The sequence below is a fragment of the Streptomyces parvus genome, from assembly GCF_032121415.1.
In the GTDB taxonomy this organism is placed as follows: Bacteria; Actinomycetota; Actinomycetes; order Streptomycetales; family Streptomycetaceae; genus Streptomyces; species Streptomyces globisporus_A.
This window is the reverse complement of sequence record NZ_CP135078.1, coordinates 180151-205121: the sequence shown is the minus strand read 5'-3', so window position 1 is coordinate 205121 and position 24971 is coordinate 180151. Positions and strand designations below refer to the sequence as shown.

The 24971-nt window shown below is 69.7% G+C and carries 20 protein-coding genes; 2 read left to right on the top strand and 18 right to left on the bottom strand.

The annotated features are described in order from the left end of the window. Positions 1 to 263 precede the first annotated feature (263 nt). The 4 genes from RNL97_RS00870 to RNL97_RS00855 form a co-directional block, all read right to left on the bottom strand. Positions 264 to 812 (bottom strand): carboxymuconolactone decarboxylase family protein, encoded by a 549-nt coding sequence (locus RNL97_RS00870; RefSeq protein ID WP_030592530.1) that lies wholly within the window; start codon positions 810 to 812, stop codon positions 264 to 266. A 172-nt stretch (positions 813 to 984) separates the two neighbouring features. Next, entirely contained in the window at positions 985 to 2049 is a 1065-nt protein-coding gene (locus tag RNL97_RS00865; protein WP_243316627.1) for a cobalamin-independent methionine synthase II family protein, read from the bottom strand. Between the two features lie 137 nt (positions 2050 to 2186). After that, a complete protein-coding gene (locus tag RNL97_RS00860) occupies positions 2187 to 2573 on the bottom strand; it encodes a DUF6009 family protein (RefSeq protein WP_030592536.1) in 387 nt (128 codons plus the stop codon). A 205-nt stretch (positions 2574 to 2778) separates the two neighbouring features. Continuing rightward, on the bottom strand, positions 2779 to 4308 hold the full coding sequence (locus tag RNL97_RS00855; protein ID WP_030592539.1) for a DNA primase family protein: 1530 nt from the start codon (positions 4306 to 4308) through the stop codon (positions 2779 to 2781). 1134 nt (positions 4309 to 5442) lie between these two features. Between RNL97_RS00855 and RNL97_RS00850 the strand changes: the two genes are divergently transcribed. Further along, the gene (locus tag RNL97_RS00850) at positions 5443 to 6813 is read left to right on the top strand and encodes an extracellular solute-binding protein (protein WP_050500225.1); all 1371 of its coding nucleotides are present in this window, start codon (positions 5443 to 5445) and stop codon (positions 6811 to 6813) included. Positions 6814 to 6904: 91 nt separating this feature from the next. On the opposite strand, the gene RNL97_RS00845 is transcribed toward RNL97_RS00850, so the two are convergent. The 3 genes from RNL97_RS00845 to RNL97_RS00835 all read right to left on the bottom strand — a co-directional run bounded on the left by RNL97_RS00845 (position 6905) and on the right by RNL97_RS00835 (position 12165). Further along, positions 6905 to 9232 carry an excinuclease ABC subunit UvrA gene (locus tag RNL97_RS00845; protein ID WP_313750228.1) on the bottom strand — a complete coding sequence of 776 codons (2328 nt, stop codon included), beginning with the start codon at positions 9230 to 9232 and terminating at the stop codon, positions 6905 to 6907. Positions 9233 to 9311: 79 nt separating this feature from the next. After that, entirely contained in the window at positions 9312 to 10694 is a 1383-nt protein-coding gene (locus RNL97_RS00840) for a cation:proton antiporter (protein WP_030592548.1), read from the bottom strand. Further along, positions 10681 to 12165 carry a tryptophan 7-halogenase gene (locus RNL97_RS00835; protein ID WP_199814261.1) on the bottom strand — a complete coding sequence of 495 codons (1485 nt, stop codon included), beginning with the start codon at positions 12163 to 12165 and terminating at the stop codon, positions 10681 to 10683. The genes RNL97_RS00840 and RNL97_RS00835 overlap by 14 nt, the downstream gene beginning before the upstream one ends. 183 nt (positions 12166 to 12348) lie before the next feature. Here RNL97_RS00835 and RNL97_RS00830 point away from each other — a divergent pair, with 183 nt between their 5' ends. Then, positions 12349 to 13416, top strand: coding sequence for a glucose-1-phosphate thymidylyltransferase (locus RNL97_RS00830; RefSeq protein ID WP_030592554.1), 1068 nt, complete (start codon positions 12349 to 12351; stop codon positions 13414 to 13416). Positions 13417 to 13547: 131 nt separating this feature from the next. Here the strand turns inward: RNL97_RS00830 and RNL97_RS00825 are convergent, their stop codons facing one another. From RNL97_RS00825 to RNL97_RS00775, 11 genes are all read right to left on the bottom strand, one after another. After that, a complete protein-coding gene (locus RNL97_RS00825) occupies positions 13548 to 13979 on the bottom strand; it encodes an enediyne antibiotic chromoprotein (protein WP_030592557.1) in 432 nt (143 codons plus the stop codon). Positions 13980 to 14072: 93 nt separating this feature from the next. Then, positions 14073 to 15242: a DegT/DnrJ/EryC1/StrS family aminotransferase gene (locus RNL97_RS00820; RefSeq protein ID WP_030592560.1), complete on the bottom strand. Its 1170-nt coding sequence runs from the start codon at positions 15240 to 15242 to the stop codon at positions 14073 to 14075. Between the two features lie 11 nt (positions 15243 to 15253). Next, positions 15254 to 15988 carry a class I SAM-dependent methyltransferase gene (locus tag RNL97_RS00815; RefSeq protein WP_313750227.1) on the bottom strand — a complete coding sequence of 245 codons (735 nt, stop codon included), beginning with the start codon at positions 15986 to 15988 and terminating at the stop codon, positions 15254 to 15256. After that, the gene (locus RNL97_RS00810; protein ID WP_243316626.1) at positions 15988 to 17259 is read right to left on the bottom strand and encodes a class I SAM-dependent methyltransferase; all 1272 of its coding nucleotides are present in this window, start codon (positions 17257 to 17259) and stop codon (positions 15988 to 15990) included. Before RNL97_RS00810 ends, RNL97_RS00815 begins: the two co-directional genes overlap by 1 nt. A 115-nt stretch (positions 17260 to 17374) precedes the next feature. Next, a complete protein-coding gene (locus tag RNL97_RS00805) occupies positions 17375 to 18532 on the bottom strand; it encodes an epoxide hydrolase family protein (RefSeq protein ID WP_030592568.1) in 1158 nt (385 codons plus the stop codon). Between the two features lie 73 nt (positions 18533 to 18605). Continuing rightward, on the bottom strand, positions 18606 to 19268 hold the full coding sequence (locus RNL97_RS00800) for an anthranilate synthase component II (RefSeq protein WP_030592571.1): 663 nt from the start codon (positions 19266 to 19268) through the stop codon (positions 18606 to 18608). Next, positions 19265 to 20746, bottom strand: a complete 1482-nt coding sequence (gene sgcD, locus RNL97_RS00795; protein ID WP_313750226.1) for a 2-amino-4-deoxychorismate synthase SgcD — start codon at positions 20744 to 20746, stop codon at positions 19265 to 19267. The genes RNL97_RS00800 and sgcD overlap by 4 nt, the downstream gene beginning before the upstream one ends. Positions 20747 to 20761: 15 nt before the next feature. Beyond that, on the bottom strand, positions 20762 to 22216 hold the full coding sequence (locus RNL97_RS00790; RefSeq protein WP_030592578.1) for a phenylacetate--CoA ligase family protein: 1455 nt from the start codon (positions 22214 to 22216) through the stop codon (positions 20762 to 20764). Further along, positions 22213 to 22884, bottom strand: a complete 672-nt coding sequence (gene sgcG / locus RNL97_RS00785) for a 2-amino-4-deoxychorismate dehydrogenase SgcG (RefSeq protein WP_030592581.1) — start codon at positions 22882 to 22884, stop codon at positions 22213 to 22215. The genes RNL97_RS00790 and sgcG overlap by 4 nt, the downstream gene beginning before the upstream one ends. Positions 22885 to 22902: 18 nt before the next feature. Then, complete coding sequence (locus tag RNL97_RS00780; RefSeq protein ID WP_243316624.1) at positions 22903 to 24225, bottom strand: acyltransferase family protein; 1323 nt, start codon at positions 24223 to 24225, stop codon at positions 22903 to 22905. Positions 24226 to 24323: 98 nt separating this feature from the next. Further along, on the bottom strand, positions 24324 to 24902 hold the full coding sequence (locus tag RNL97_RS00775; protein WP_030592586.1) for a dTDP-4-dehydrorhamnose 3,5-epimerase family protein: 579 nt from the start codon (positions 24900 to 24902) through the stop codon (positions 24324 to 24326). Positions 24903 to 24971: the final 69 nt, after the last annotated feature.

The following is a 24971-nucleotide window of genomic DNA, read 5'->3' as shown; positions in this document are numbered from 1 at the left end:
GCGCCGTCGTGCGCTCCCCGTCGGTGTCTTCGCTGACTGGAAGTTCCCTGACTGGACATCAACTCGATTGCTCCGTACAGGGATCGGGCCGAAAGACGATGCCGGGACAGGGTCGTGCACGATCGTGGCGCCGACGATACCCGAAGGCAGCGGACGACGATGCCCCTGCCGGCGACCCGCCCCGGAGCTCGAAGGGGGCGGGTCGCCGGCAGGGGCGGCCGCGTGGTCCGCCGGAGCCTGTCCGGGGCCGTGCGGGCGGAGCGTCAGCTGTCGATGTCGGGGACGGAGGGGACGTCGATCTCGGTGCGGGCGTAGTGGTTGAAGTAGTTGGTGTAGAGGTTCACAGCCACATGGACGAAGACCTCGGCGAGCTCGGTGTCCGTCCATCCCTGTGCCACGGCCGCGTCCCACGAGGCGTCCGACGCCTCGCCCACCTCGCCGGCGATCTCCCGGGCGACCTGGACCAGTGCTTCGAGCTTCGCGTCGTTCCCGGGCGCCCCGCGGCGTATCGCCACGGTCTCTTCCAGCGTGAAGCCCGCCACCTTCGCCGACACCGTGTGCGCCGCCTGGCAGTACACGCATGCGTCGACCGCGCCCACGGCGAGGGCGATCGCCTCACGTGTGCGGGCGTCGAAGGTCCCGTGCTCGGCGACGGCTCCGGTTATCGCGGCGTAGGTCTCCAGGACCACGGGGGAATGGGCCATTCCCCCGTGGATGTTGAGCACTCGCCCGAATCGCTTCTCCAGCCGGCGCAGAATCTCTCCGCCGGCTGCGGGTGCGGTGTCGATGGTGTGGACGGGAATCCGCGGCATGGATATGCCTCTCCTCGTAGTGGTGGGAGTTCCTCGTCCTAGCAGTCTGCCCAAGCACTGCGCCTGCGAGCTGTCTTCGCCGCCCTCCGGCCCTTTCTAGGCAGGTCGGCCGGCGGCCCGGCACGGGGACGTCCCCGTGCCGGGCCGCCGGAAACCGGGAGGGATGCCGGGGTCAGAGGCCGAGCGCCTCTTCGGCCAGGGCGGTGCCCCGTACGCGGGCCTCGATCTTGGCGAAGGCCAGTTCGCGTGTGGTGGAGGCGTCGTCAGCGAACGGGGAGAAGCCGCAGTCGTCGCAGGTTCCCAGCTGCTCGGCGGGGATGTAGCGGGCGGCGAGCAGGACGCGGTCGCGTACCTGCTCAGGGGTCTCGACCACGGGGTCGATCGGGTCGGTCACCCCGACGAAGACGCGGGCGGTGGGGGGCAGGTGTTCGCGGACGATACTCAGGACTCGCTCCGGGTCCGGTTCGCCGGCCAGTTCGAGGTAGAAGTTGCCCACCTTGAGCTGGAAGAGCTTGGGCAGCAGTTCGGCGTAGTCGATGTCGAGGCTGTGCGTGGAGTCCTGGTCACCGCCGGGGCAGGTGTGTACGCCGATGCGGGTGCGTTCCTCGGCGCTGAAGCGTCCCAGGACCTCGTTGTTGAGGGTGATGAAGTCGTCGAGGACGCCGCCGCTGGGGTCGAGCTTGAGGGAGAGCCGCCCTTCGGTGAAGTCGAGCTGGACGACGTGTGCGCCCGCGTCCAGGCAGCCGCGGATGTCGGCCTCGGCCTCGTCGGCGAGGTCGCGCAGGAACTCCTCGCGGGGGTAGCCCTCGATGGGCGTGGCGGGGTAGAGGAGGCTGAGGGCGGAGGGTGCGATGACCGCCTGCTTCAGGGGGCGGTCCGTGTACTGCCGTGCGGCGCGGAAATAGGTCTCGGCCCGCACCTGGTAGCGGAAAGGCCCTTGCGTGATGCTGGGGAGCTGTCGGGTGTGCCCGTCGGCGAAGGGGATGACGGCACCGTCCGGGGAAAGGGTGTCGAGGCCGGCCACGGGGTAGGTGGCGAAGCTCGGCTTGGACTGTTCGCCGTCCACGAGGACAGGGCTGCCGACTCGTTCCAGCTGGGCCAGGGTGTCCGCGACGGCCTGCTCCTGCTGTTTGGCGAGGTCCGTGTCGTCCAGGGTTCCCTGGGCGTGTGCGGTGAGGGCGTTCATGAGGGTCGCGGAGCGCGGAAGGCTGCCGATCGGCTCAGTGGCGATGGTCATGGTCGGAAGAATAGGAACAGGCTGGGGCCCGGACCACTGGAAAGCCCTGATTGCCTTATGTACAGGGGAAGTTGATGCGAAATCGCCCCGCGGCGGGACGTGGTGGTGTAGGGCGGGAGGGAAGAGCCGGAGGGGTTCTAGGATCCGGTGGTGGCCACGGCGGAGGAGGTGCCCAGCTGGGAGCGGGGGGTCTTCTCGCCGACGCGGTTGGGCTCGATGGTGCGGGGGTCGACGGCCTCTCCGGGGGCACCTTGCCGGTAGACGCCTTCGGGGTCGGAGTCCCGGTCGTGCGGAAGCAGGAAGAACACCCTGCGCCGGTACAGGCCACTGTCCGGGTCCGCCTCGGCGTCGGCCCCGAGTTCGATGTAGCCGATCATGCGGCCGTCGCGGGCGTAGCGCGGTTTGTTCTTGCGCCGGGGGGTCTTGTCCAGGGCCTGGCGGACGTAGTCGAGGCCCTCGGGGTCTTCGAGCCACACGACATTCGCCTCGTGGACGAGATCGCTGTCGGTCAGTAGCGAGCTCATGGCGGCGACCTCTCCTTCGTCGGCGTGCACCGGGTGGGGCGGTGCCTGCGTAGTGCGTGTGTTCATCTGCGGTGCGGTGCCGCAGTGGTGCGGGCCGCCCCTGGCACCGGTTCCCGACGGGGATCGCGGCCAGGTACGTCCAGGGGGCACTCATATCGTAGAGGGGGCCCGCTTTCGCGCGGCAGTGCCTCCGGTTCGGGGACGTTCATTCGTCGGCCGCCAGAGCGAGGTGGGGGTAGAACTTGCGGCCGTTGGATTTGATCATGTCGGCGGGTGAGGCGAGGCCGACTTCCTGGCGGACACGGGTGGCGAAGGCACGGGCGGTTCCGGGGCGGATGCCTTCGCTGGTCGCGCACCAGTTGCTGTACGAGGCGTAGAGCAGGCCCTGTTCGACCCGCAGGTCGCTGTTCTCGGGGTCGTGGAAGCAGCACTCGGCGAGGAAGCGGCCGATGTGGTCCTCGGTGTTGGCGTAGGCGGTGGTGGCGATGCGGACCCGGTCGGGGCCCGCGAGGGTGTCCCGGGTGGCGAGGTAGCGGCGCGCCCCTTCGGTGAGCCAGTGCAAGATCCCGGGGCCCTCGTCCTGGACCAGTTCGACGGCCAGATTGTCGATCTTCCGTTCGTCGGGGACGATCCGTTCGAAGGGCAGGAGGCGGATCCGGCGCCAGAAGGCGAAGCCGCCGGTGGAGACCTCGGGGCGGTGGTTGCCCAGCAGCCACAGCTTGTGCGTGGGGGTGAAGGAAAAGTAGTCCTGCCGCATGCGGCGGGCCTTGATCTTGTCTCCGCCGGTCAGCAGGCGCACCCGGGCCTCGTCGAACCGGTCGTTGGGCTTGAGCTCGCTGCACACGATCAGACGACGGCCGTGGAGCTCGGTGAGTTCGGTGGAGTGCTCTGAGTATGCGCCACGGTCCATGAGGAAGCCCGGCGGGGCCGCGTCGGCATAGTCCCCGAGGATCTGGATCATCACGTCGAGGAGAACGGACTTGCCGTTCTTGCCCTGCCCGTGAAGGAAGGGCAGCACCTGGGCCCCGACGTCACCGGTGATGGAGTAGCCGAGGAGCAGGTGGAGAAAGTCGATCATCTCCCGGCCTTCGGCGTCGCTGCCGAAGGTGTCTTCGAGGAACCGATGCCACCGGGGGGTGGGGATGTCCTGGGGGGACGCGCTGGTGGCGCGGGAGTGGAAGTCGCGGGTGGGATCGGGCTTGCGCATGTGGCCGTTGCGGAGATCGACCACCCCGTCCGGAGTGCACAGCGCGTAGGGGTCGCCGTCAAGGGTGTCGGGGTCGAGGGAAAGGTCGGGGGACGCCTTGGCCTGGGTGAGGAGCGCCTTCATACCGGTCGTCGACAGGGTGCGGCGCTTGTGGTGGTGCAGTTCCCGGTCGGTGAACAGCCCTCGGGGATCGGTGTCGGGAATCTCCTCGGCCATCTCGCCGGCCGCCCACAGGGCCGCTTTCTCGCCTCCGGCCCGCTTCCACCGGTAGCCGTCCCAGGAGTACCAGCCCAGGCCCTCCACGTGCCGGAACTGATCCCGGTAGAGACGGACGAAGAGCTTGGCGTTGCCCCGGTCGGTCAGGCTCACGGGGATCTCGCCCCCCGCCCCGCCGGGTTGGGCGGCGGGGGCCTCGGGAGCAGCCTGGACGGGGAAGAGCGGGGCCGGGGCCTGGGTGGTTTCGAGGGCGAGCATCTGCTGAGCGGCAGCAGTTGCGTCAAAGCGCGGGCTCTCGGCGCTGCTGCTCATGGACGTCCTTCGAGATGGAGCGGTCGGGCGGCCCCTGCTGCTGGGCCGGCATGAATGATCTTCTCGTTGCGGACAGATTGCCAGGGGCAGGGGATGTGCGTCGGGGAGACGGCCCGTTTCAGGCGAGGACCGGCGGACGGCCTGAAGCGGGGGGCGGGGGCAGCCGGGGGGAAGGCCGGGCAGGGGCGGGCGGACGGCGCGAGCGAGGTCACAAGCCGCCCGGTACGGGCGGGAGGGCTTGTCTCTGCGTGGCGCGGCACGTCGTGGTCCTCGTCCGTCAGCTTGCGTCTGGCTTCGGCCTTCTGACCCTGAATGAGGCGAAAGATGCTGTTCAAGCTCTTTCGGGATCCTCGGTGAGGGACTGAAGGGACTGTCTTTCGGAATGAGTGTAGGGGCCCTGGCGGGTTGGTCGTACCTCGACTCCCCCACGGGGGGATCTGTTCCGTCGGTCCCTTGGGTCCCTGGCCCGATCGGGCCAGGGACCCAAGGGACCGGCCCGGCAGGGCGTCTCCAGCCGAGGGGGTCAGGGGCTGAACGAAGCAGAAAGAGGGTCTGAAGGGGTGGAGGGGCTTTTGGTCCCTGCGTTTAGTCCCTGCCCATCAGTGCAGGTCAGAGCATGTTTGGGAGGTGAAAAAGGGACTGAAGGGACTCAACTTCCCCATTATGAGCTGAGTAGAAGAAAGCAGTATGACGATATGCGCGCACACGCATGCGCGCGTACGTAGTGAGCTTATAATTAGGAAGTTGAGTCCCTTCAGTCCCTTTTCGAGGGGGCATACCCCTTCTGACCTGCGGTGATGGCAGGGACTAAACGCAGGGACCAAGGAGGGACCAAGTCCCTGGGGGGAAGCGGCGGTGCTCACCGGGTGCCGGAGCCCTCGCCAGGTTGAGTGGCGGTGACTTCCTTCGTGATCGAAGCGCCCCCCAAGCCCCCCAGGGCGCGCTCTACGGCCCTTTTGCTCTCCTGTTGCGGTTTCCCCTCACGGGAGGCGCTTCGGGGCCTCAGGGAGGCTTGTGGCGGCTCTGAAAGAAGGGGCCGGATTGCGCATAGCAGGAGATGCCCCGACAACGGCCGGGAATCGACGATGTCCCCCGACCCCTATCCAGCGTCCGCTGATCCTCAGGAGGCAGACCTTGCAGGCTCCAGAAGCGAAGAACGGCCAGATCCCGGAGCAGCCGCAGGAGGAGCGGATCGTCCTGGACGTGTGGCTGGCGAACTACCCGTTCCCCACCTATGACGGGCGGGACTTCCTCGCTCCGCTGCGCGAGAGGGCGGCCGAGTTCGAGCGTTCCCATCCCCGGTACCGAGTCGACATCACCGGCCACGACTTCTGGACCATGCCCGATCAGGTGGCCCGCGCCGCGGCCGAGGGCAGGCCCCCGCACATCGCGGGCTACTACACCACCGACAGCCAGTTGGCGCGCGACGCCCGCAGGCCCGACGGGACACCGGTCTTCACCTCGGTCGGGGCCGCGCTCGCCGGCCGTACGGAGATACTGGGGCACCCGGTGGTCGTGGACGACCTCGACCCTACGGTGCGCGACTCCTACTCGTTCGGGGGCGAGTTGGTGTCACTGCCGCTCACGGTCACCACCATGCTCTGCTACGCCAACGCCTCCCTCCTGGAGCGGGCCGGTGTCCCGGAGCTGCCCCGTACCTGGGACGAGACCGAAGCGGCCTGCGAGGCCGTGGCCCGCATCAAGGGCGCCCCCGGTCACGGGATCACCTGGGCCAACGACGGCTGGGTGTTCCAGCAGGCCCTCGCCCTCCAGAACGGGCTGCTGACCGATCAGGACAACGGCCGGTCCGCCCGCGCCGGGACTGTGGACGTCACATCGGACGAAATGCTCGACTGGGTCCGCTGGTGGACGCACCTCCACGAGCGCGGCCACTACCTCTACACGGGCGGGCCCTCGGACTGGGGCGGGGCGTTCGAGGCCTTCGTCCAGCAGAAGGTCGCCTTCACCTTCGACTCCTCCAAGGCCGCCCGGGAACTCATCCAGGCCGGCGCACAGGCGGGCTTCGAGGTCGCGGTGTTCCCGTTGCCGAGGAACGCCAAGGCCCCTGTCGCGGGGCAGCCTGTCTCGGGGGACTCCCTGTGGCTCGCCGCGGGACTCGACGAGGCCACGCAGGACGGACTGCTAGCCCTCACCCAGTACCTGATCAGTCCGGCCAACGCCGCGGACTGGCACCGCACCAACGGTTTCGTACCGGTGACCGTCGCGGCCCGGGAACTGCTGGAGGCGTCGGGGTGGTTCGACCGCCGGCCGCAGCAGCGGGTGGCCGGGGAGCAGTTGAAGGCATCTGACCGTTCACCGGCGGCGCTCGGCGCGCTCCTCGGCGACTTCGCGGCCGTCAACGAGGTCATCACCGGAGCGATGGACGAGGTCCTGCGCAACGGAGCAGACCCCGGGAAGGCATTCGCGGAGGCCGGTGTGGCGGCCCAGCAACTGCTCGACGCCTATAACGCGCGGTCCCGGTCCGGGGCCCCCTCGGGCGTCTGAGCCCTCCGGGGGGGAAAGAGGGGGGAGCGGCCCCAACCAAGGGCGGTCGTCCGAAGAGCACGCGCCCTTCGGACGACCGTCAGGCGTCCGGTCAGCCGGCCTGCGCCTTCAGGTGGCGGCGCAGGTACTCGCCGGTGAGGGACGAATCTGCGGCGAGCAGGTCCTTCGGCGTGCCGGTGAAGACGACCTCGCCGCCTTCCCGTCCGCCATCGGGGCCCAGGTCGATGATCCAGTCGGCCTGCTGCACCACATCGAGGTTGTGCTCGATGACCACGACGGTGTTGCCCGCCTCGACGAGACCGTCCAAGAGTGCCAGCAGGGTGTCCACGTCGGACATGTGCAGCCCGGTGGTGGGCTCGTCCAGGACGTAGACCGTGCCCGTGCGGTGCAGCTGGTCAGCAAGTTTGATGCGCTGCAGTTCACCGCCGGAGAGGCTGGAAAGTGGTTGGCCCAGGCTGAGGTATCCAAGACCGACATCAACGAGAGCACGCAGTTTCGGCAGCAGGGCCTTCTCGGTGAAGAACTCGACGGCCTCGTCGGCGGGCAGCTCCAGGACGTCCGCGATGGACTTGCCGCGAAGCTGGTGCTCCAGGACCTCGGACTTGAAGCGGCGCCCCTCACAGACACCGCAGTGCGTGGTCACCGGGTCCATGAAGGCGAGCTCGGTGATGATGACCCCGCGGCCCTGGCACTCCTCGCACGAACCCTTGGAGTTGAAGCTGAACAGCGAGGCGTTCGCGCCGGTCTCCTTCGCGAACAGCTTGCGCAGCGGGTCCATCAGGCCGAGGTAGGAGACCGGTGTGGAGCGCGAAGAGGCGGCGATCGCGGACTGGTCGACGAAGACGGCGTCGGGGTGCGCCGCCATGAAGGCCCCGGAGATCAGGCTGCTCTTGCCGGAACCCGCCACCCCGGTCACCGCGGTCAGCACCCCGGTGGGCACGGCCACGGAGACCTGCTTCAGGTTGTGCAGATCCGCGTTCTCCACGGTCAGCTCCCCCGTGGGCGGGCGGACCTCCTCCTTCACGTGTGCCCCGCGCCGCAGCGCCTCGCCGGTCCGGGTCTTCGCCTTCCGCAGCTCCGCGAAGGACCCCTCGAACACGATCTCGCCCCCGTGCACCCCGGCCCCGGGGCCGACGTCGACGATGTGGTCGGCGATCTCGATCACATCGGGGTCGTGCTCGACGACCAGCACGGTGTTCCCCTTGTCGCGCAGCGCGCGCAGCAGCTCGTTGAGCCGCCCCACGTCGCGCGGGTGCAGGCCGATGCTGGGCTCGTCGAAGATGTACGTGAGCCCGGCCAGACCACTGCCGAGGTGGCGCACCATCTTCAGCCGCTGCCCCTCGCCCCCCGAGAGGTCGGCCGTGGGCCTGTCCAGGGTCAGGTAGCCGAGCCCGATGGACACGATCCGCTCCAGGGCCGTGCGCGCGGCCTTCGCGAGAGGGGCGGCGGCCGGCTCCGTGACGCCGGTGAGCACCTCCGTGAGGTCGCGGACCTCCATGCTCGAGTAGTCGGCGATGTTCTTGCCGTCGATCCGGACGTCGAGCGCGGCGGCGTTGAGCCGCGCGCCCCGGCAGGAGGGACAGACGCCGTCGGTGACGAAACGTTCGATGACCTCGCGCTTGCGATCACTCAGGGCGCTGAGGTCGCGCTTGAGGTTGAGCCGCTCGAAGCGGTCGGCCAGCCCCTCGTAGTTCGTCTGGAACTCGGTGCTCTTGGTCTTCAGCGTCACCTTCCCGCCGGTGCCGCGCAGAAGCGTGTCCAGCTCCTCGGCGCTGTACTCGGCGATCGGCTTGGCCGGATCCAGACGGCCGGACTTCGCCCAGATCTGCCAGTCCGGGCTGCCCACCTTGTACTCGGGGAAAAGGACCGCCCCGTCGTCCAGGGACTTCGAGCGGTCCAGCATCTTGTCCAGGTCGAGGGCGATGCTCTGGCCGAGACCGTCACAGTCCGGGCACATGCCCTGGGGGTCGTTGAACGAGAACGCGGAGACGCCGAGCGAGGACGGGTTCTTGTCCTTCGTCGTGCCGAACCGGGCGAACAGGGCCCGGATCATAGGCTGCACGTCGGTCATGGTGCCCACCGTGGACCGGGCGTTGCCCCCCACCGGCTTCTGGTCGACGATCACCGGCGTGGTGAGGTTCTCGATCGTCTCGGCCTGCGGACGTTCGTACTTCGGGAGCTGGTTGCGGATGTACCAGCTGAAGGTGGAGTTCAGCTGCCGCTGGGCCTCCACGGCCACCGTGTCGAAGACGATCGACGACTTGCCCGAACCCGAGACCCCCGTGAAGACCGTGATCTGGTTGCGGGGAATCGTCAGTGAGACATCCTTGAGATTGTGGATCCGCGCGCCCGCGATACGGATGCCGTCTCCCGGACCGGATGCGGTGTCCGCGCCGGGGGTGGGGTCGGTGACGCTCACAGAGTTCTCCTCCTGGTTCCGTACATGAGTCACCGTTCCGCCGGACGGACCGGCGGAACGGTAACCACCTAGCCTGCACTCAGGAGGTGTCCACGGTCTTCTCCTGCCGTGCTGACTTGGGCGTCGGCCCACCGGAGAAGGCGGGCTCGGTGCTCCAGCCGGCCAGCCGCTCCTCCCGCTCCTGCTCCTCGCTGTCGAAAGCGATCCGGCTGCTCGCCCAGCGCAGGATGGGCGGCGCTGACACCGAGGTGATGAGGGCGATCAGCACGATGATCGTGAAGGTGACGGTGTCCAGTACGCCGATGCGCAGCCCGACCAGGGCGATCACCACCTCGATCATCCCGCGGGAGTTCATCCCCGCCCCGAGCGCCAGCCCCTCGTACCGGCTCATCCCGCCGCTGCGGGCGGCGACGTACGCGCCGGCGAACTTGCCGAGCGTGGCCACGAACAGGACGACGACGCCGGTGAGGAGGACCGACGGCTCCGCGAGCGCTGTCAGGTCCATGCGCAGCCCCACACTGCCCAGGAACACCGGGGCGAACACGGCCATGACCAGAGTGCGCAGCGGAGCGAGGCGCGCCGGGTCGATGTGCCGGAGCAGGGTGGCCCCGGCCACGAACGCCCCGAACAGCGCTTCCATCCCGGCCGCCGCGGTCAGTGCCCCGTACAGGACGACGACGGCCACGCCGACCGTGATGGCCGATACCGGGACCCGGCTGCTCCCGGTACGGGATATCCGCCTACCGATCGGGCCGCCCACCGCGCACGCCGCGGCGATGAACACGGCGGTCCAGGCCATCGTGGTCAGGACCACGGGCCCGCCGGCCCCTCCGCTGGCCAACGCCGTCACCAGAGCGAGCATCAGCCAGCCCACCGCGTCGTCGAACACGGCGGCCGCGATGAGCAACTGGCCGACGTTGCGGTGCGTGAGGTTCAGGTCAGCGAGCGTCTTGGCGATCACCGGGAGAGCGGTGACGCACATGGCGACCCCGAGGAACAGCGCGAAGACGCCCCGTTCCCCGGAGTCCGTGAGCAGCGAGACCGGCACCAGGTACCCGGTGGCGATCCCCAGCCCCAGCGGCACCAGGAGACCGGCCAGGCTCACCCGGGCGGCCAGACCGCCGCGCCTGCGCAGGATCAGGGGGTCGAACTGGGCCCCGGCGATGGCCACCAGCAGCAGGATGCCGAACTGGCAGAACGCGTCGAGCAGGTGCGCCTGCGACATGTCCGCGGGAAACAGCCGGCCGGAGAGCCCCGGCGCGATCTGCCCCAGCAGGGTCGGCCCCAGCAGCACCCCCGCGGTCAGCTCCCCCACCAGGGGCGGCAGGCCGACCCGGGCGCCCAGCCGCCCCAGGCCGTAGGCGCAGACGAGGAGTACGCCTACCTGGAGCAGGAAGACGGTCAACGGCTCCCCGCCCAGCGGCGACGCGGCGGCGAGCGCCGCCCCGTCAGGACCGTGCATGGGGAACCCAGCCCAGTCCGTCCGTCGACGCGGCCAGACCCCCCCGCCTGACCGGTCGTTCGGCCCCCGCCTCGTCGCCGAGCAGAGCCCGCGCCTGCAGGGCGGCGCCCTGCTCCATGAGCCGGCCGACCACCTTCCCCGGCACGGCGCCGTGCGGCCCGTCGGCGTCGTCCGCGGCGGTGTGCGTCATGCCGGCCATCTCGTCCGACGCCTCGGAGAACCGCTGTCTGGCCCGCGCCGCATCGGCGAACTCGTCGGAGGAGACCCCGCCGATCAGTTCGACGAACGACTCCAGGTCGGAGTCCGCGGTGTTGGAGATCTTTCGGGCCTGCCAGAAATAGGAGTCCTCCGAATGGTGCATGTCGTAGAAGCCGACGAGGAACTCGTAGAAGCGGCTGTACTCCAGCCGGTAGCGGGCCTCGAACTCCTCGAACGCGGTGGTCTCGTCGACAGTCCCGTCCAGGCAGGAGTTGAGCGAGCGCGCGGCCAGCAGCCCGCTGTAGGTGGCGAGGTGGACCCCGGAGGAGAACACCGGGTCGACGAAGCACGCGGCGTCCCCGATCAGCGCCATGCCCGGCGCCCAGAACTTCGTGTTGCTGTACGACCAGTCCTTGCGGACCCGCAGCTCGCCGTAGGGGCCCTCGGTCACCCGGGTGGCCTCGGAGAGCTTCTCCGCGATCAGCGGGCAGGCCGCGATGAACGACTCCATCGCCTTCTCGGGGTCGCCCTGCACCAGGCTCGCCGAGTCCCGGTTCACCACCGCGCCGACGCTGGTCAGGTCGGGGGTCAGGGGGATGTACCAGAACCAGCCGTGCTCGAAGGCGCAGGTGAAGATGTTCCCGGAGTTCGGCTTGGGCAGCCGCTTGCCGCCGTTGAAGTAGCCGAACAGGGCGAGGTTGCGGAAGAAGGGCGAGTACTCGCGCTTGGAGCCGGACTTCTTGTACAGCCCGCCGGTGTTGCCGGAGGCGTCCACGACGAAGCGGGCGCTCACCTCGTGCTCGCGACCCTCGGCGTCCCGGTAGCGCACCCCCCGCACCCGGCCGCCCTCGGCCTTGAGTACGTCGAGGACGTCGCTCTTCTCCCGTACCTCCACACCGTGCTTGCGGGCGTTGTCGAGGAGGATCTTGTCGAACTTCATGCGTTCGACCTGGTAGGCGTACCCCGTCGCGCCGGGCATCCGGCGAGAGACGGCGAAGTCGAACGTCCAGGGCTCAGGGTTGGCACCCCACTTGAACGTCCCGCCGTGCTTGATCGTGAAGGAGGCCCTCTTCAGCTCGTCGGAGACGTCGAGGAGGTGCGCGATGCCGTGGACGGTGGCGGGCAGGAGGGACTCGCCGATCTGGTAGCGCGGGAAGGTCTCCTTCTCCAGCTGGAGCACCCGGTGGCCCCTCTTGCGGACCAGCGTGGACACGGTCGAGCCCGCCGGGCCACCGCCCACCACGATGACGTCGTACTGCGCTGACACGTCCACGGAGTCTCCTTCTCGCGCATCGGGAAGCGGGCATCTCACATTCGCTGGAATCCTCCGGCCCGCCGAGGGGCCGCCGCATCTCCGGGATTGCGAAGTCGTGGGCATTCTGCGAGAAGCGTGTACCACGCGGTCCGGTCTACAGTGACGTGGAATTTCAGTGATTGCGCTGAAGGGCGGAACACAATGAAGGCACTTGTACTGTCGGGCGGTTCGGGGACCCGCCTGCGCCCGATCAGTTACGCCATGCCGAAGCAGCTTGTTCCGATCGCCGGGAAGCCGGTCCTGGAATACGTTCTGGAGAATATTCGCGACCTCGATATCAAAGAGGTCGGTATTGTCGTCGGCGACTGGGCTCAGGAAATAATTGAGGCGATCGGGGACGGCAGCCGTTTCGGTCTGCGCATCACCTACATATGCCAGGAGCAGCCCCTGGGCATCGCGCACTGCGTGAAACTGGCCCGTGAGTTCCTCGACGAGGACGACTTCGTCCTGTACCTGGGCGACATCATGCTCGACGGGGACCTGTCCGCACAGGCCCGGGAGTTCCTCCGGGCCCGCCCCGCCGCGCGGATCGTCGTGCGCCAGGTGCCCGACCCCCGGGCCTTCGGCGTGATCGAGCTGGACGCCCAGGGACAGGTGCTGCGCCTGGTGGAGAAGCCCCGTGAACCGCGCAGCGACCTGGCGGCGATCGGCGTGTACTTCTTCACCGCCGACGTGCACCGCGCCGTCGACGCGATCAGGCCGAGCGCCCGCGGGGAGCTGGAGATCACCGACGCGATCCAGTGGCTCCTGGAGCACGGCTCGCGGGTCGAGGCCGGCCGCTACACGGACTACTGGAAGGACACCGGCCGGGTCGAGGACGTCGTGGAGTGCAACCGCCGGATGCTCGGCCGGCTGGCCCGCCGGGTGGCGGGCGAGGTGGGCCCGGACAGCGAACTGGTGGGCGGTGTGGTCGTCGAGGAGGGCGCCCGCGTGACACGTTCGCGGATCGTGGGGCCCGCGGTGATCGGGGCGGGGACGGTCGTCGAGGACAGCCAGATCGGGCCGTACGCCTCCATCGGCCGGCACTGCACGGTGCGGGCGTCCCGGCTCTCCGACTCCATCGTCCTGGACGACGCCTCGATCCTCGCGGTGGCAGGGCTGCACGGCTCGCTGATCGGACGGGGCGCCCGGGTCGCACCCGGGGCCCGGGGCGAGGCCCGGCACCGCCTGGTCGTCGGCGACCACGTGCAGATCGAGATCGCGGCCTGACGCACGCCTGCCGGGACACCGGGGGAGGTACGGCAGGGGCGTCAGGCCGCGAAATGTGCTGCCGGGGCGGGTGCGACCCGCCCCGGCAGCACGCAGGTCCCCGGTCCGCGGAACCGGGGGCCACGGTTCGGTCAGCCGAAGGTCAGAGCCACGTGGCCGAGGTCGAGACCGGAGTTGCCGGCGCCGAGGTTGCACGCGTCGGTGGCGCAGTCGACGTTGCCGACCGGCGTGCCTGTGGGCGTGCTGCCCGTGTACGCCTTGCGCACGACGAAGCTGAACGACGCCGCTCCGGACGCGTCCGTGGTGAAGGAGGTGGCGGTCGCCGGGTTGCACGCGTCCTGGCCACCGACCGGCGCGCACTGGGCGATGTAGTAGGTCTCGCCCGCGGCCGCACCGCTGACCGACACCGAGACGCTCTGTCCGTCGCTCAGGCCCGAGGCGGGGCTGACCGAGAAGGAGGGCGCGGCGAAGGCCACGGACTGGGCGGCGGCGGCCAGGCCGATGGAGGCGACAGCCACGACGCCGACCCTGGAGGCACGGCGGGACATGTGACGTAACGACATGCGGATACTCCATTTCGAGGAGGGGTTGATCACTCCCTGAAAGGATCACCTCGAATGGCTGCCGCCTGCATCTTCTTCTGTGCTGTCGTTTCTCTACGGCACCGTGCTCCCGTCGACGGCCGCGCGGACGATGCGGCAGACCCCCCGTACCTCCTCGGGCCCCACGGCCGTGCCGGTGGGCAGTGAGAGGACCCGCTCGGTGAGCGCCTCCACCTTCGGGAGCGGATCGGGCGCGTGGCGCGCGGGGTCGGACCGGTAGGGCTCGCAACTGTGGCAGCCGGGGCTGAAGTAGGCGCGGGCCAGCACGTTGTGCCGCTTGAGCACCTCCTGGAGCTCGTCGCGGTGCAGTCCGGCCCGGTCGGCGTCCACCTCGATGACGACGTACTGGCAGTTCGACAGCTCGCCCTGCTCCTGCGGGCGGACTTGGACGCCCGGCAGCCCGTCCAGGTACTCCTCGTACAGCCGGTAGTTGCGCCGGTTGACCTCGGTGAAGTGGTCGGCCGACTCCAGGGAGGTGAGGCCCATGGCCGCGCTGATCTCGTGCATCCGGGCGACCGTTCCGCTGCCGGTGATCTCGTGCGCGGCGTTGAGGCCCTGGTGGCGCATGGCCCGGAGCCGGTCGGCCAGCGCGTCGTCATCGGTGACGATCGCACCGCCCTCGAAGCTGTTCACGAACTTCGTCGCCTGGAAGCTGAATATCTCCGCCGTGCCGAATCCGCCGATCGGTTTGGACCGGTAGGTGCAGCCGAAGGCGTGGGCGGCGTCGAAGAGCAGCGGCAGCCCGTGTTCTTCGGCCAGCTTGGTCAGCTCGTCGATCCGGGCGGGCCTGCCGAAGACGTGCACGTCCAGGATGGCGCGGGTGCGGGGGCCGATCAGCCGTTCCACGTGCGCCACGTCGGCGGTGCCGGTCTCCTCGTCCAGTTCGCAGAAGACGGGCACCGCACCGATCCAGTCCAGCGCGTGGGCGGTGGCGACCCAGGTGAAGGAGGGGACGATCACCTCGTCCCCCGGGCCGATGCCCAGGGCCTTCGCGGCGACCTGGATGCCGGTGGTGGCGTTCGACACGGCGACGCAGTGCCTGACCTCAGTGACCTCGGCCACGCGGGCCTCGAACTCCCGGACCAGGGGGCCGTCATTGGTGAACCACAGCCGCTCCAGCGCTCCGTCGATCCGTTCGATCAACCGGTCGCGGGAGCCCACGTTCGGGCGTCCGACGTGCAGCGGTTCGCTGAAGTAGGGCGTGGGCAGGGATTCAAGACGCACCGGGCCGCCGCTCATGCCGTGCGCACGCCGACGAAGAGGCCGGGGCTGTTGGGCCGGCCGTCGGCCAGCCGGAAGCCCGGCACGAACCTCACCGAGAGGCCCGCCGACTCGAAGGCGTCGGCGTACTGCTCGCGGGTGAAGAGGCTGGAGGTCAGGACCTCGGAGAACTCGCTGAATCCGGTGGCGTCGGCGACCCGGAACCGGACCTCCAGACGTGACTTGTCGCCCTGGCGCACGGAGTGCGTCATCCGCGTGATGACGCGGCCCTCCTCACGGTGCAGATGGCCGCCGACATGCCCGTCGAGGAAGTTCTCGGGGAAGTACCAGGGCTCGGCGACGAGGACACCGCCGGGGTTCAGGTGCTGGGCCATGGCCGACACCGCGGCCTTGAGCTCGGTGACGGATCCCATCTCGCCGAGCGCGTTGCCCATGCAGGTGACCGCGTCGAAGGTGCGGCCCAGGTCGAACGAGCGCATGTCACCGGCGTGCAGCGGGACGCCGGGTAGCCGGCCGGCCGCCTGCTCCAGCATCGCGGGCGCGTACTCCAGGCCCTCCACGTGGCCGAAGAGCGTGGCGAGCGTCTCCAGGTGGGCGCCGGTGCCGCAGGCCACGTCCAGGAGCGATACGGCGTCGGGGCGGGCGGCGAGGATCAGCTCGGTGAGCCCGCGGGCCTCCAGGTCGAAGTCCTTGCCGCGGCTGCGGAACACGAGGTCGTAGAACTTCGCGTGCTCGGGGCCGTACTCCATCAGACGAGCTCCTTCGCTGACTGGGCGGAGATGATCCTGGGCTCCGGGATGGGAACGATGAACTTCCCTCCCGCCTCGAGGAAGCGGTGCTCCTTGCGGACGACCTCGTCGGTGTAGTTCCAGGCGAGGAGGAGGTAGTAGTCCGGTTCGGTGGCGGCGACCTCGTCCGGCGGAAGGACGGGGATGCGGTTCCCCGGCAACAGCTTGCCGTGCTTGAGGGGCGTGGTGTCGCCGCAGACGGTGATGTCGTCAGCGGTCAGACCGCAGGCCATCAGCAGCTGGGTGCCCTTGGACGGTGCCCCGTAGCCGGCCACGCGGTGGCCGTCCGCCGCCAGGCCGCGGACGAGCGTGCGGACCGCCTCGGTCACGTGCGTCACCCGCTCGGCGAAGGCCCGGTAGGGGGCCTCGGTCAGCAGTCCGCGCTCCTCCTCCAGGCCGAGCAGCGCGGCGACCGACGGCTCCGGGGTCCGCGCGGCCGACTCGCGTGCGGCGACGACGGCGATCGAACCGCCGTGGACGGCGACCCGCTCCACGTCGATGATCCGCAGGCCGTGCGCGCCGAAGAGGTGCCGCAGCGTGTGCAGGGAGAAGTACGACAGGTGCTCGTGGTAGATCGTGTCGAACTGGTTCTCGTCCAGCAGGTTCAGCAGGTACGGCACCTCGATGATCAGGACGCCGTCGTCGTCGAGCACCGCGTCGACGCCGTCCAGGATGCGGTGTACGTCGTCGATGTGCGCGAAGCACTGGCGGCCGATGACGGCCTTGGCCCGGCCCTGCTCGGAGGCGATGCGGCCTGCGGGGCCGGGGCCGAAGAAGTCCGGGTCGGTGGGGACGCCCCGCGCGTTGGCGATCTCGGCGAGGTTGGCCGCCGGGTCGACCCCGGCCACCCGCATGCCCGTAGCCTGGAACATCGCGAGCTGGGTGCCGACGTTGCTGCCCAGCTCCACGACCAGGTCGCCGGAGGCGAGGCCCGCCCGGCGGGTGGCCAGCTCGACGATGTGCGCCATGTGCTCGCGGATCTGGTCGGAGTCGGAGGAGACGTAGACGTAGTGCTTGAACAGCGCCTCGGGGTCGACGACATGCCGCAGCGTCATCAGCCGGCACGACCGGCACACGATGACGTCGAGCGGGAAGACGTCCTGCGCCTCGTCGGCGTCGGCCGGGTCGACGAAACCGTTGGCGAGCGGTAGCGAACCGAACGAGATGACCTCGGTCCAGTCGTCCGCACCGCATACACGGCAGGTCTCGTCCCGCCTGCATTTCTCCAGCATGAAGTCTCCTGACGGCGAAAGCCGACGCATCGGGCCCGTCGGTCCGGGGACGTCAATCTAGAGTTCCGGCCGACGGGCGCTCCACTTCGTGTGTGCCCTAGTGCTCCCTAGTGCCTCAGCGCAGCGGACGGGTGAACGCCCGGACGTCCTCGACGAGGAGCTGCGGCTGCTCCATGGCGGCGAAGTGCCCGCCGCGGTCGAACTCGGTCCACCGCGTCAGGGTCGGCAGGATGCGCTCGGCGAACGACCGGATCGGCCGGGTGGCGTCATCCGGGAACACCGCGACGCCGACGGGGGCGGTCAGGGGCCAGGGTCCGCCCCAGGTGCGGGCGAAGTCCGCCATGCCGCGAGCCGACTCGTAGTACAGCTGGGCGCTGGACCCGGCGGTCGCGGTCAGCCAGTAGATCATCACGTGGGTGAGCAGCCGGTCGCGCGGGATGGCCTCCTCCACGTTCTTGCCGCCGCTCCACTCCTGGAACTTGTCGAGAATCCAGGCGAGCTGGCCGACCGGGGAGTCGGTGAGGCCGTAGGCCAGCGTCTGCGGGCGGGTGGCCTGGATACGCTGCCAGCCGATGCCGGTGTCGGCGAACTCTCCGCTGTGCGCCAGCTTGCCCAGGTCGCTCTCGTCCAGGCGCCCGATGGCCTCCGTGTCGTCCTGCGGTGGGAAGGTGACCAGCATGTTCAGGTGGACGCCGGCCACGTGCTCGGGGTCGGCCAGCCCAAGCTCCAGCGAGACGACCTTGCCCCAGTCACCGCCCTGGGCGACGTAGCGCTCGTAGCCGAGGCGGTTCATCAGCTCCGCCCAGGCGCGTGCGATGCGCCGCACGTCCCAGCCCGGCTCGGTCGTCGGGCCGGAGAACCCGTAGCCCGGCATGGAGGGGACGACCACGTGGAACGCGTCCGCCGGGTCGCCGCCGTGCGCGCGCGGGTCGCTCAGCGGTCCGATGACGTCGAGGAATTCGGCGACCGAGCCGGGCCAGCCGTGGGTGAGGATCAGCGGGACGGCGTCCGGCTCGGGCGAGCGCACGTGCAGGAAGTGCACGTCGGCACCGTCGATCGTGGTGATGAACTGGGGGAACGCGTTCAGTTCGGCCTCTGCGGCCCGCCAGTCGTAGCCGTGGCGCCAGTGCCCGGTGAGCTCCTTGAGGTAGGACAGCGGTACTCCGCGGTCCCATCCGGATCCGGGTATCTCCGACGGCCACCGGGTCGCGTCGATCCGGCGGTGCAGGTCGTCGATGTCGGACTGGGCGATCTCGATACGGAAGGGACGCACAGTGAATCCACCCTCGTGATTGTGGGAGCGGGGCGGCGCGAAGCGGCCGTCCCGAGGTGATCGGGGACCGTGCTCAGGCTGCTTCGGCCGGCGCGGCCGCGCAGTCCCGTGCGGTGAAGGACCGCACGGAAGCCAGGAAGTTGCGGATCATCGGCATTCCGTGTTCGGTGCGGAAGCTCTCCGGATGGAACTGGACGGACTCCACCGGCAGCGAACGGTGGCGCAGGCCCATCACGTAGCCGTCGTCCGTGGAGCGCGCGGTGACCTCGAGGGACGGCGGGACCGTGCCCTCCGGCACGATCAGCGAGTGGTAGCGGGTCGCGGAGAAACCCGCGGGCAGCCCGGTGAACACTCCGCGCCCGTCGTGCGTGATCCGGCTCGTCTTTCCGTGCATGAGATGCCGGGCGGGGACGGTGGCGGCGCCGTAGGCGCGGGCGACGGCCTGATGCCCCAGGCAGACCCCGAGCAGCGGGACCCGGCCGGCGAAGGCCTGGACGATCTCGACGTGCCCGGAGGTGTCGGGGTGGCCGGGGCCCGGTCCCAGCAGGACCGCGTCCGGTCGCATCAGCCCCATCTCGTCCGGGGTCATGCGGTGCGACCGCACCATGACGGGCTCCGCGCCGGCGGACATCAGGTACTGGCGCAGGATGTCGACGAAGCTGTCGAAGGCGTCGACCACCAGGACCCGCGGGGCGTCGGCGCCTCCGCCGGATCCGTCGGGAGACCGCAAGCTCACAGCAACTCCTCTCCGGTGACCGCCCAGTGCGTGGCGCTCATCTTGGCCAGCGTCTCGGTCCACTCCGCCCCCGGTTCGGAATCGGCGACGATCCCGGCCGAGGCCCGGGTGCGGTAGACGCCCTCGTGGTGGAACAGGGTGCGGATGCACAGCGCGAGGTTGGTGTAACCGCCCACGTCGAGGAGGCCGAGCGCCCCGGCGTACAGGCCGCGACGGCTGCGCTCGACAGACTCGATGATCTCCATGGCGCGGATCTTGGGCGCGCCCGTCATGGTGCCGGCGGGGAACAGGGCGGCGATGCTGTCGAAGGCGTCGGTGTCCACCCGCGCCCGGCCGACCACCGTGGAGACCAGGTGCATCACGTGGGAGTAGCCCTCCACGTCCAACTGGTCGGGTACGTCGAGCGTGTTCGGCCGGGCGATCCGTCCGATGTCGTTGCGGCAGAGGTCCACCAGCATGGTGTGTTCGGCGATCTCCTTGGGATCCGACCGCAGCCGGACTCCCGCGGCGGTGCCGCCGTCCGGGCCGGACCGCGGCACCGTGCCCGCGATCGGCCGCATCGTGACCTCGCCGTCCTCGATGCGTACGAACAGCTCGGGGCTGGCGCCGATCAGGCGGTGCCCGTCGATGCCCGCCAGATACATGTACGGGGAGGCGTTCCGCCGACGCAGGCGCTGGTAGACGTCCGCGGGGTCGGCCGACGAGCGGATGGAGAGCTCGTGGCCGATCTGCACCTGGTAGATGTCGCCGACGGCGATGTGCTTCAGACACCGCTCGACGTCGTTCGCGAACACCTCGGGGGCGCTGTCGTCGGTGACCGCCGAGGCGGGGAAGCCGTCGACGGACGAATCGGGCCAGGACCGCTCCGCGTCGGCGAGGAGGCCGGTGACGGTCTCCGCCGCGAGGCCGGGCCAGTACGGGGACTCGTGGAGCAGCAGTTCGCTCCGGCCGTTGGCGAGATCGGTGACCACGCTGCCCCGGTGCAGGACCATGCGTACGTCGGGCAGGTCCGGCCGGGTCTCGATGAGGTGGGGCAGGTCCTCGATGTAGCGGGCCGTGTCGTACCCGAAGAAGCCGAGGAACCCGAAGCGGAAGCCGGACGCGGACCCCTCGGCGTCGAACATGTCCCGCATGGCCCGCAGCAGCGACCACAACCCGCCCGCGGTACGCAGCCGCAGCCCCTGGGGGCCGTCCTCCAGGAGTGCGCCGGCCCGCTCCAGGAGCAGGCCCCGAAGGGCGGGTACGCCCTCGACGCGCACCGCCCGGTCGGTGACCGAGAGCGAGAGCAGCGCGCCGAAGCCGACGAACTGGTGCCTGCGGTCGCGGGCCGGGCCTGCCGCGGACTCCAGGAGGTAGACCTCGTCGGGGCCGAAGTGCTCGGCCAGCGCGCGGTAGGCGGGCAGGGAGCCCGTCTCCTTCACATCGAGGCGTCGTGTCCGCACCCGCACCGGGGCCGAGACCGTGCACTGGTCGGTCATCCTGGGTCCTCCGGATCACGTGGTGATGGCGTAGCGGTGTGCCACCTGACGGGCGGTCAGTACCGCCCGGTCGGGGCCGGAGCGGTTGTCGACGACGCGCGCGGCCTTCCAGCTGACGAAGGAGCCGGTGTGGGTCACGGGGTCGAGGTCGGTGTCCACGACGATGCCGGCGTGCGCGCCGGTCCGCTCCCGGAGCCGGGCGGCGACGGCCTCGCCGATGCCCTGCCGTTCCCCGTCGGCGCCGGCCAGCAGGTCCATGCGCACGGTGACGGCGTCGCTGCCGTCGTCGTGCCGGTCGATGACGACCTGGTAGCCGAGGCAGCCGCCGACCCCGTCGAGGATCGCGGCTTCCAGCTCGGCGGGCTGGAGGGTCACGTCGCCCAGGGGGATGCGGTCCGCGACCCGGCCGATGACCTGGATCCGCGGTCCCGGCAGCGGGTCCCCGGGGCTCGCCGGAAGGATGCGGACCAGGTCCCCGGTGCGGTAGCGGATCAGTGGTTTGATGCCGTCCACCAGCATGGTGAGGACGAGTTCGCCCTCACCCGTGTCGCCGACCACGGTGCCGGTGTCCGGTTCGACCAGTTCGACCAGGTAGTTGGGCTGGGCGAGGTGGAGCGCTCCGGTGTCCGCGCCGGTGGCGATGCACAGGGCTTCCTGGGAGCCGTAGAGGGTGGGCCGTACGACGGCTTGCGGCCACAGGGTCGCCACGTTGTCGGCGAACTGCGGGGTGCAGATCTCCCCCAGCGTGAGGAAGAGCTTCACCGGCAGTTCGGCCAGGTCGTAGCCGTAGTGCAGGGCCGCCTTGGCAAGGCTCAGGCACAGGGCCGGAGCGCAGACGATGACCTCGACCTCCAGCTCCTCGATCAGCCGCAGCGCCTTGCGGAACCCGACCCTGGGGGACTCGGGCCAGATCTTGACGTGACAGGCTCCCAGCTCCGCTGCCACCGCGGTGAACACGTCCCCGAACGCGTACAGTTCCGACGGCCCCATCAGGCCCACGACGGGCATCCGGTCCCGGAACCGGGCCTCCAGCATGCGGCGCCAGGACTCCCGGACGGCGATGTTGCTGGTCGCGATGTCCTTCTCGCCGCGCGGGCACGGGGTGGCGGCGCCGGTGGTTCCGGTGGTCTCGTAGTAGATGCGCGCTTCGTGCAGCGGACCCGACAGGACGTCGTGCATCTCCCGCCGCAGGTCGTCCTTGGTGGTGAAGGGCAGTTCCGCCAGGTTCGCGGGGGTGACGGCCTCGACGTCCACGCCGGCCAGGTGGCGGCGGTAGAACGGCGAGCGCAGGGTGACGTGGCGCAGTACGGCCGTCAGCCGCTCGCTCTGCCAGCGTTCGTGGTCGGCGGCGGTGAGGTCACCGCGGTAGAACGCGTCGCTCACCTGCCCGTAGGCGGACCAGAAGTCGTCGCCCGCTTCGGTGCCCGGCGGCCCGGTCCCGGTGGGACCGGGCCGCCGGTCGTCTCTCACGGCTGTGCCTGGAGTTCGTTGAGGGCGAGGCCGACCCGCTCGTTGACCTCGCCGGAGGCCAGCGCGTCCGGCCGGCCGGAAAGCCGGCGGTGTTCGTCGAGCAGCTCCATCATGTCCGTCATCCTCTCGACCAGGCGCGAGACGTTGGTGAGGCCCTCCTCGTCCTTGAGCGCGTCGCCCCGGTGCAGCGCGTGCACCGTCGCCGGGAAGCCGCTGCCCACCAGGATCATCCGGTTGAGCAGGGCGTTGACGGTCAGCTGGGCCCACACCTCACCGGCGCTGTAGCGCCGGGCGACCGAGATGATCCCGGCGACCTTGTTGCTCAGCGGCCGGTCGAAGCGCAGATATCCGACACCGGCGCGCTCGATGAAGGTCTGCATGAGGCTGGCGGTGCCGAAGCCGTGCACGGGCGCCGCGAAGATGATCCCGTCCGCCGCGATCATCTTCGCCACGACCTCGGGCACCCCGTCGGCCAGGGTGCAGGCCACGGGCCTGTCGTTGCAGTCCCCGCACGGCCCGCACCGCTCCATCTTGATCGAGCGAAGGTCGACGGCCTCGAAGTCGACGCCGCGGTTCTCGGCGATGCGTGCCGCGTGCCGCAGTACGTCGGCGGTGTTGCCGTCACGTTCCGAACCGTTGATCGCGAGGATCTTGAGTTGTGCGCTCACGGGGGCCTCCTTGGGGAGTCAGGTGCGCTCGGCGGTCGGCTCCGGGGAACTGTCGGGCCGACGCTGGTCCGGGATCCGCAGAGCCGGCTCGGCGGGGGCGGGAGGAAGGTTTCCCCGCGGTGGCCCGCCGCGTTCGCCGAACCGGATGAGAGGCTTCTCCACGAGGTAGAAGCTGATGGTCGCCAGCACGACGCTTATCGAGATCGTGAAGAGGAACAGTTCCCAGAACCCCATGTCACCTCGGAACTCCGGCGTTGGCACGGGGGACTTGCCGAAGATGCTGCCGTTCCTGAGCCAGAGGTTGATCACGATCTCGTGCCAGAGGTAGACGCCGAGGGAAATCTGGCCGAGGAAGAGGATCGGCTTGCTGGTGAAGAGCGCGTCCGAGAACCGGGACTCGGCGCCGGGGACCGTCATCGGCGCCAGGAGCAGCAGCGTGAAGGAGGTCAGGATGAAGTGGTCGACGAGCTCCTGGGCCAGGGCCGCGTTGTCGCCCATGCCCGGGATGCCGATGGGCTTGGTGGCGTAGAGGAGGTACAGCGGGATGAGCGGCACCCAGCAGATCAGCGGGCGCCGGATCACGAACCGGTAGAAGCCCGGGGTCCCGGGCGCCGCCTCGGCGTACGCGGAGTAGATGGCCAGCGCCATGCCCGCGGCGAAGCAGCCGGCGTAGTAGGGCGGCCAGTACCACTGCATCGTCGCGCCGGTGGAGGGGAGGTTGGTGTAGGTGACCCAGCAGATCGCCATGACTTCCAGCGCTGCCAGGGGCAGCAGCAGGCGGCGGGCCTTCTGCGCGGGGGTGCTTCCGCCCCGCGCGAGCCGGTGGCCGATCCAGGCGATCAGCGGCAGGACCAGGTAGAACGTGAACTCGGCCGGGACCGTCCAGGTGGGCTCGATGCCGTGCATCGGCTGCCCCTCGGGCAGGTAGAAGTGCATGAGCAGCACGGGCCGCAGGACGTCGCTGACGCTGTCGATCTCGAACCAGTTGTAGCCGGGGATCGCGAAGACCAGCAACAGGTAGTAGGCGGGCAGGATGCGCAGGGCCCGGCGCTTGAGGAACCGTCCGGTGGCGGGCCGCTTCGTCCCGCTGATGGTGACGCGGGCGTAGGGCTTGTACAGCATCATTCCGGACAGAGCGAAGAACGGAGGGAGGCATACCCCCAGACCGTCCGCGAGGACGCCCCAGAACGGTTTGCCCGGCTCACCGACGAAGCTGCCCACTCCGGCCTGGAACGCGACGTGGTAGACGACCACACCCAGCGCGAGGACACCTCGCAGTCCCTCGAACTTCGGTATTCGCTTACTTTTTGCGCCACCTGTGTCGCGAAGGACGTCCCCCATGGAACAGTCCCCTTTCCCTTGGCACTTGCTCGTTGACTTCCCGAAATAGTCAGGTCTGCGGAGTGTGAGCCGCATCTCCAATCGTGCTGTTCCGGTACTCAGGACGACTTATTTCGGCCGGAGTGGGAAGGCAGCCACCCCAGCCGCCCCGCCTCGGCCAGACCGGGGGCCGAGGAGTCCCGTTCCGAGAGGATCGGAGTGACCTCTGCCGGCCAGTCGATACCCACCTCCGGATCCAGCGGATTCAAGCCATGTTCGAGCCGGGGGTCGTAGGCCGCCGAGCACAGGTAGGCGATCACCGCCTCGTCGCTCAGCGTGAGGAATCCGAAGCCCAGGTCCGCGGAGACGTACAGCGCCCGCCCGGTGGCCTCGTCGAGTTCCACGGTCCGCCAATCGCCGAACGTAGGCGACCCCACCCGGATGTCGACCACGGCGCCGAGCACGCTGCCGCGCAGACAGCTGAAGTACTTGGCCTGGCCGCGTACGCCTCCGGCGAAGTGGATGCCGCGCAGCACCCCGCGGGAGGAGATCGCGCAGTTCGCCTGCCGCAGGTCGAAGGGGTGGCCGACGGCGCGGCGGAAGGGCTCGCCCTGGAACCACTCGCGGAACGAGCCCCGTTCGTCCCGGAAGATCTTCTTCTCGTCCGTCCATGCTCCCGAGATCCCGATCGGCTTCATCGCTCGTCCCTTCTCTCGACGACTCGCGGGAGGCGGCCGAGCGGTCCGCCGGGCCCGCAGGAACGCCGC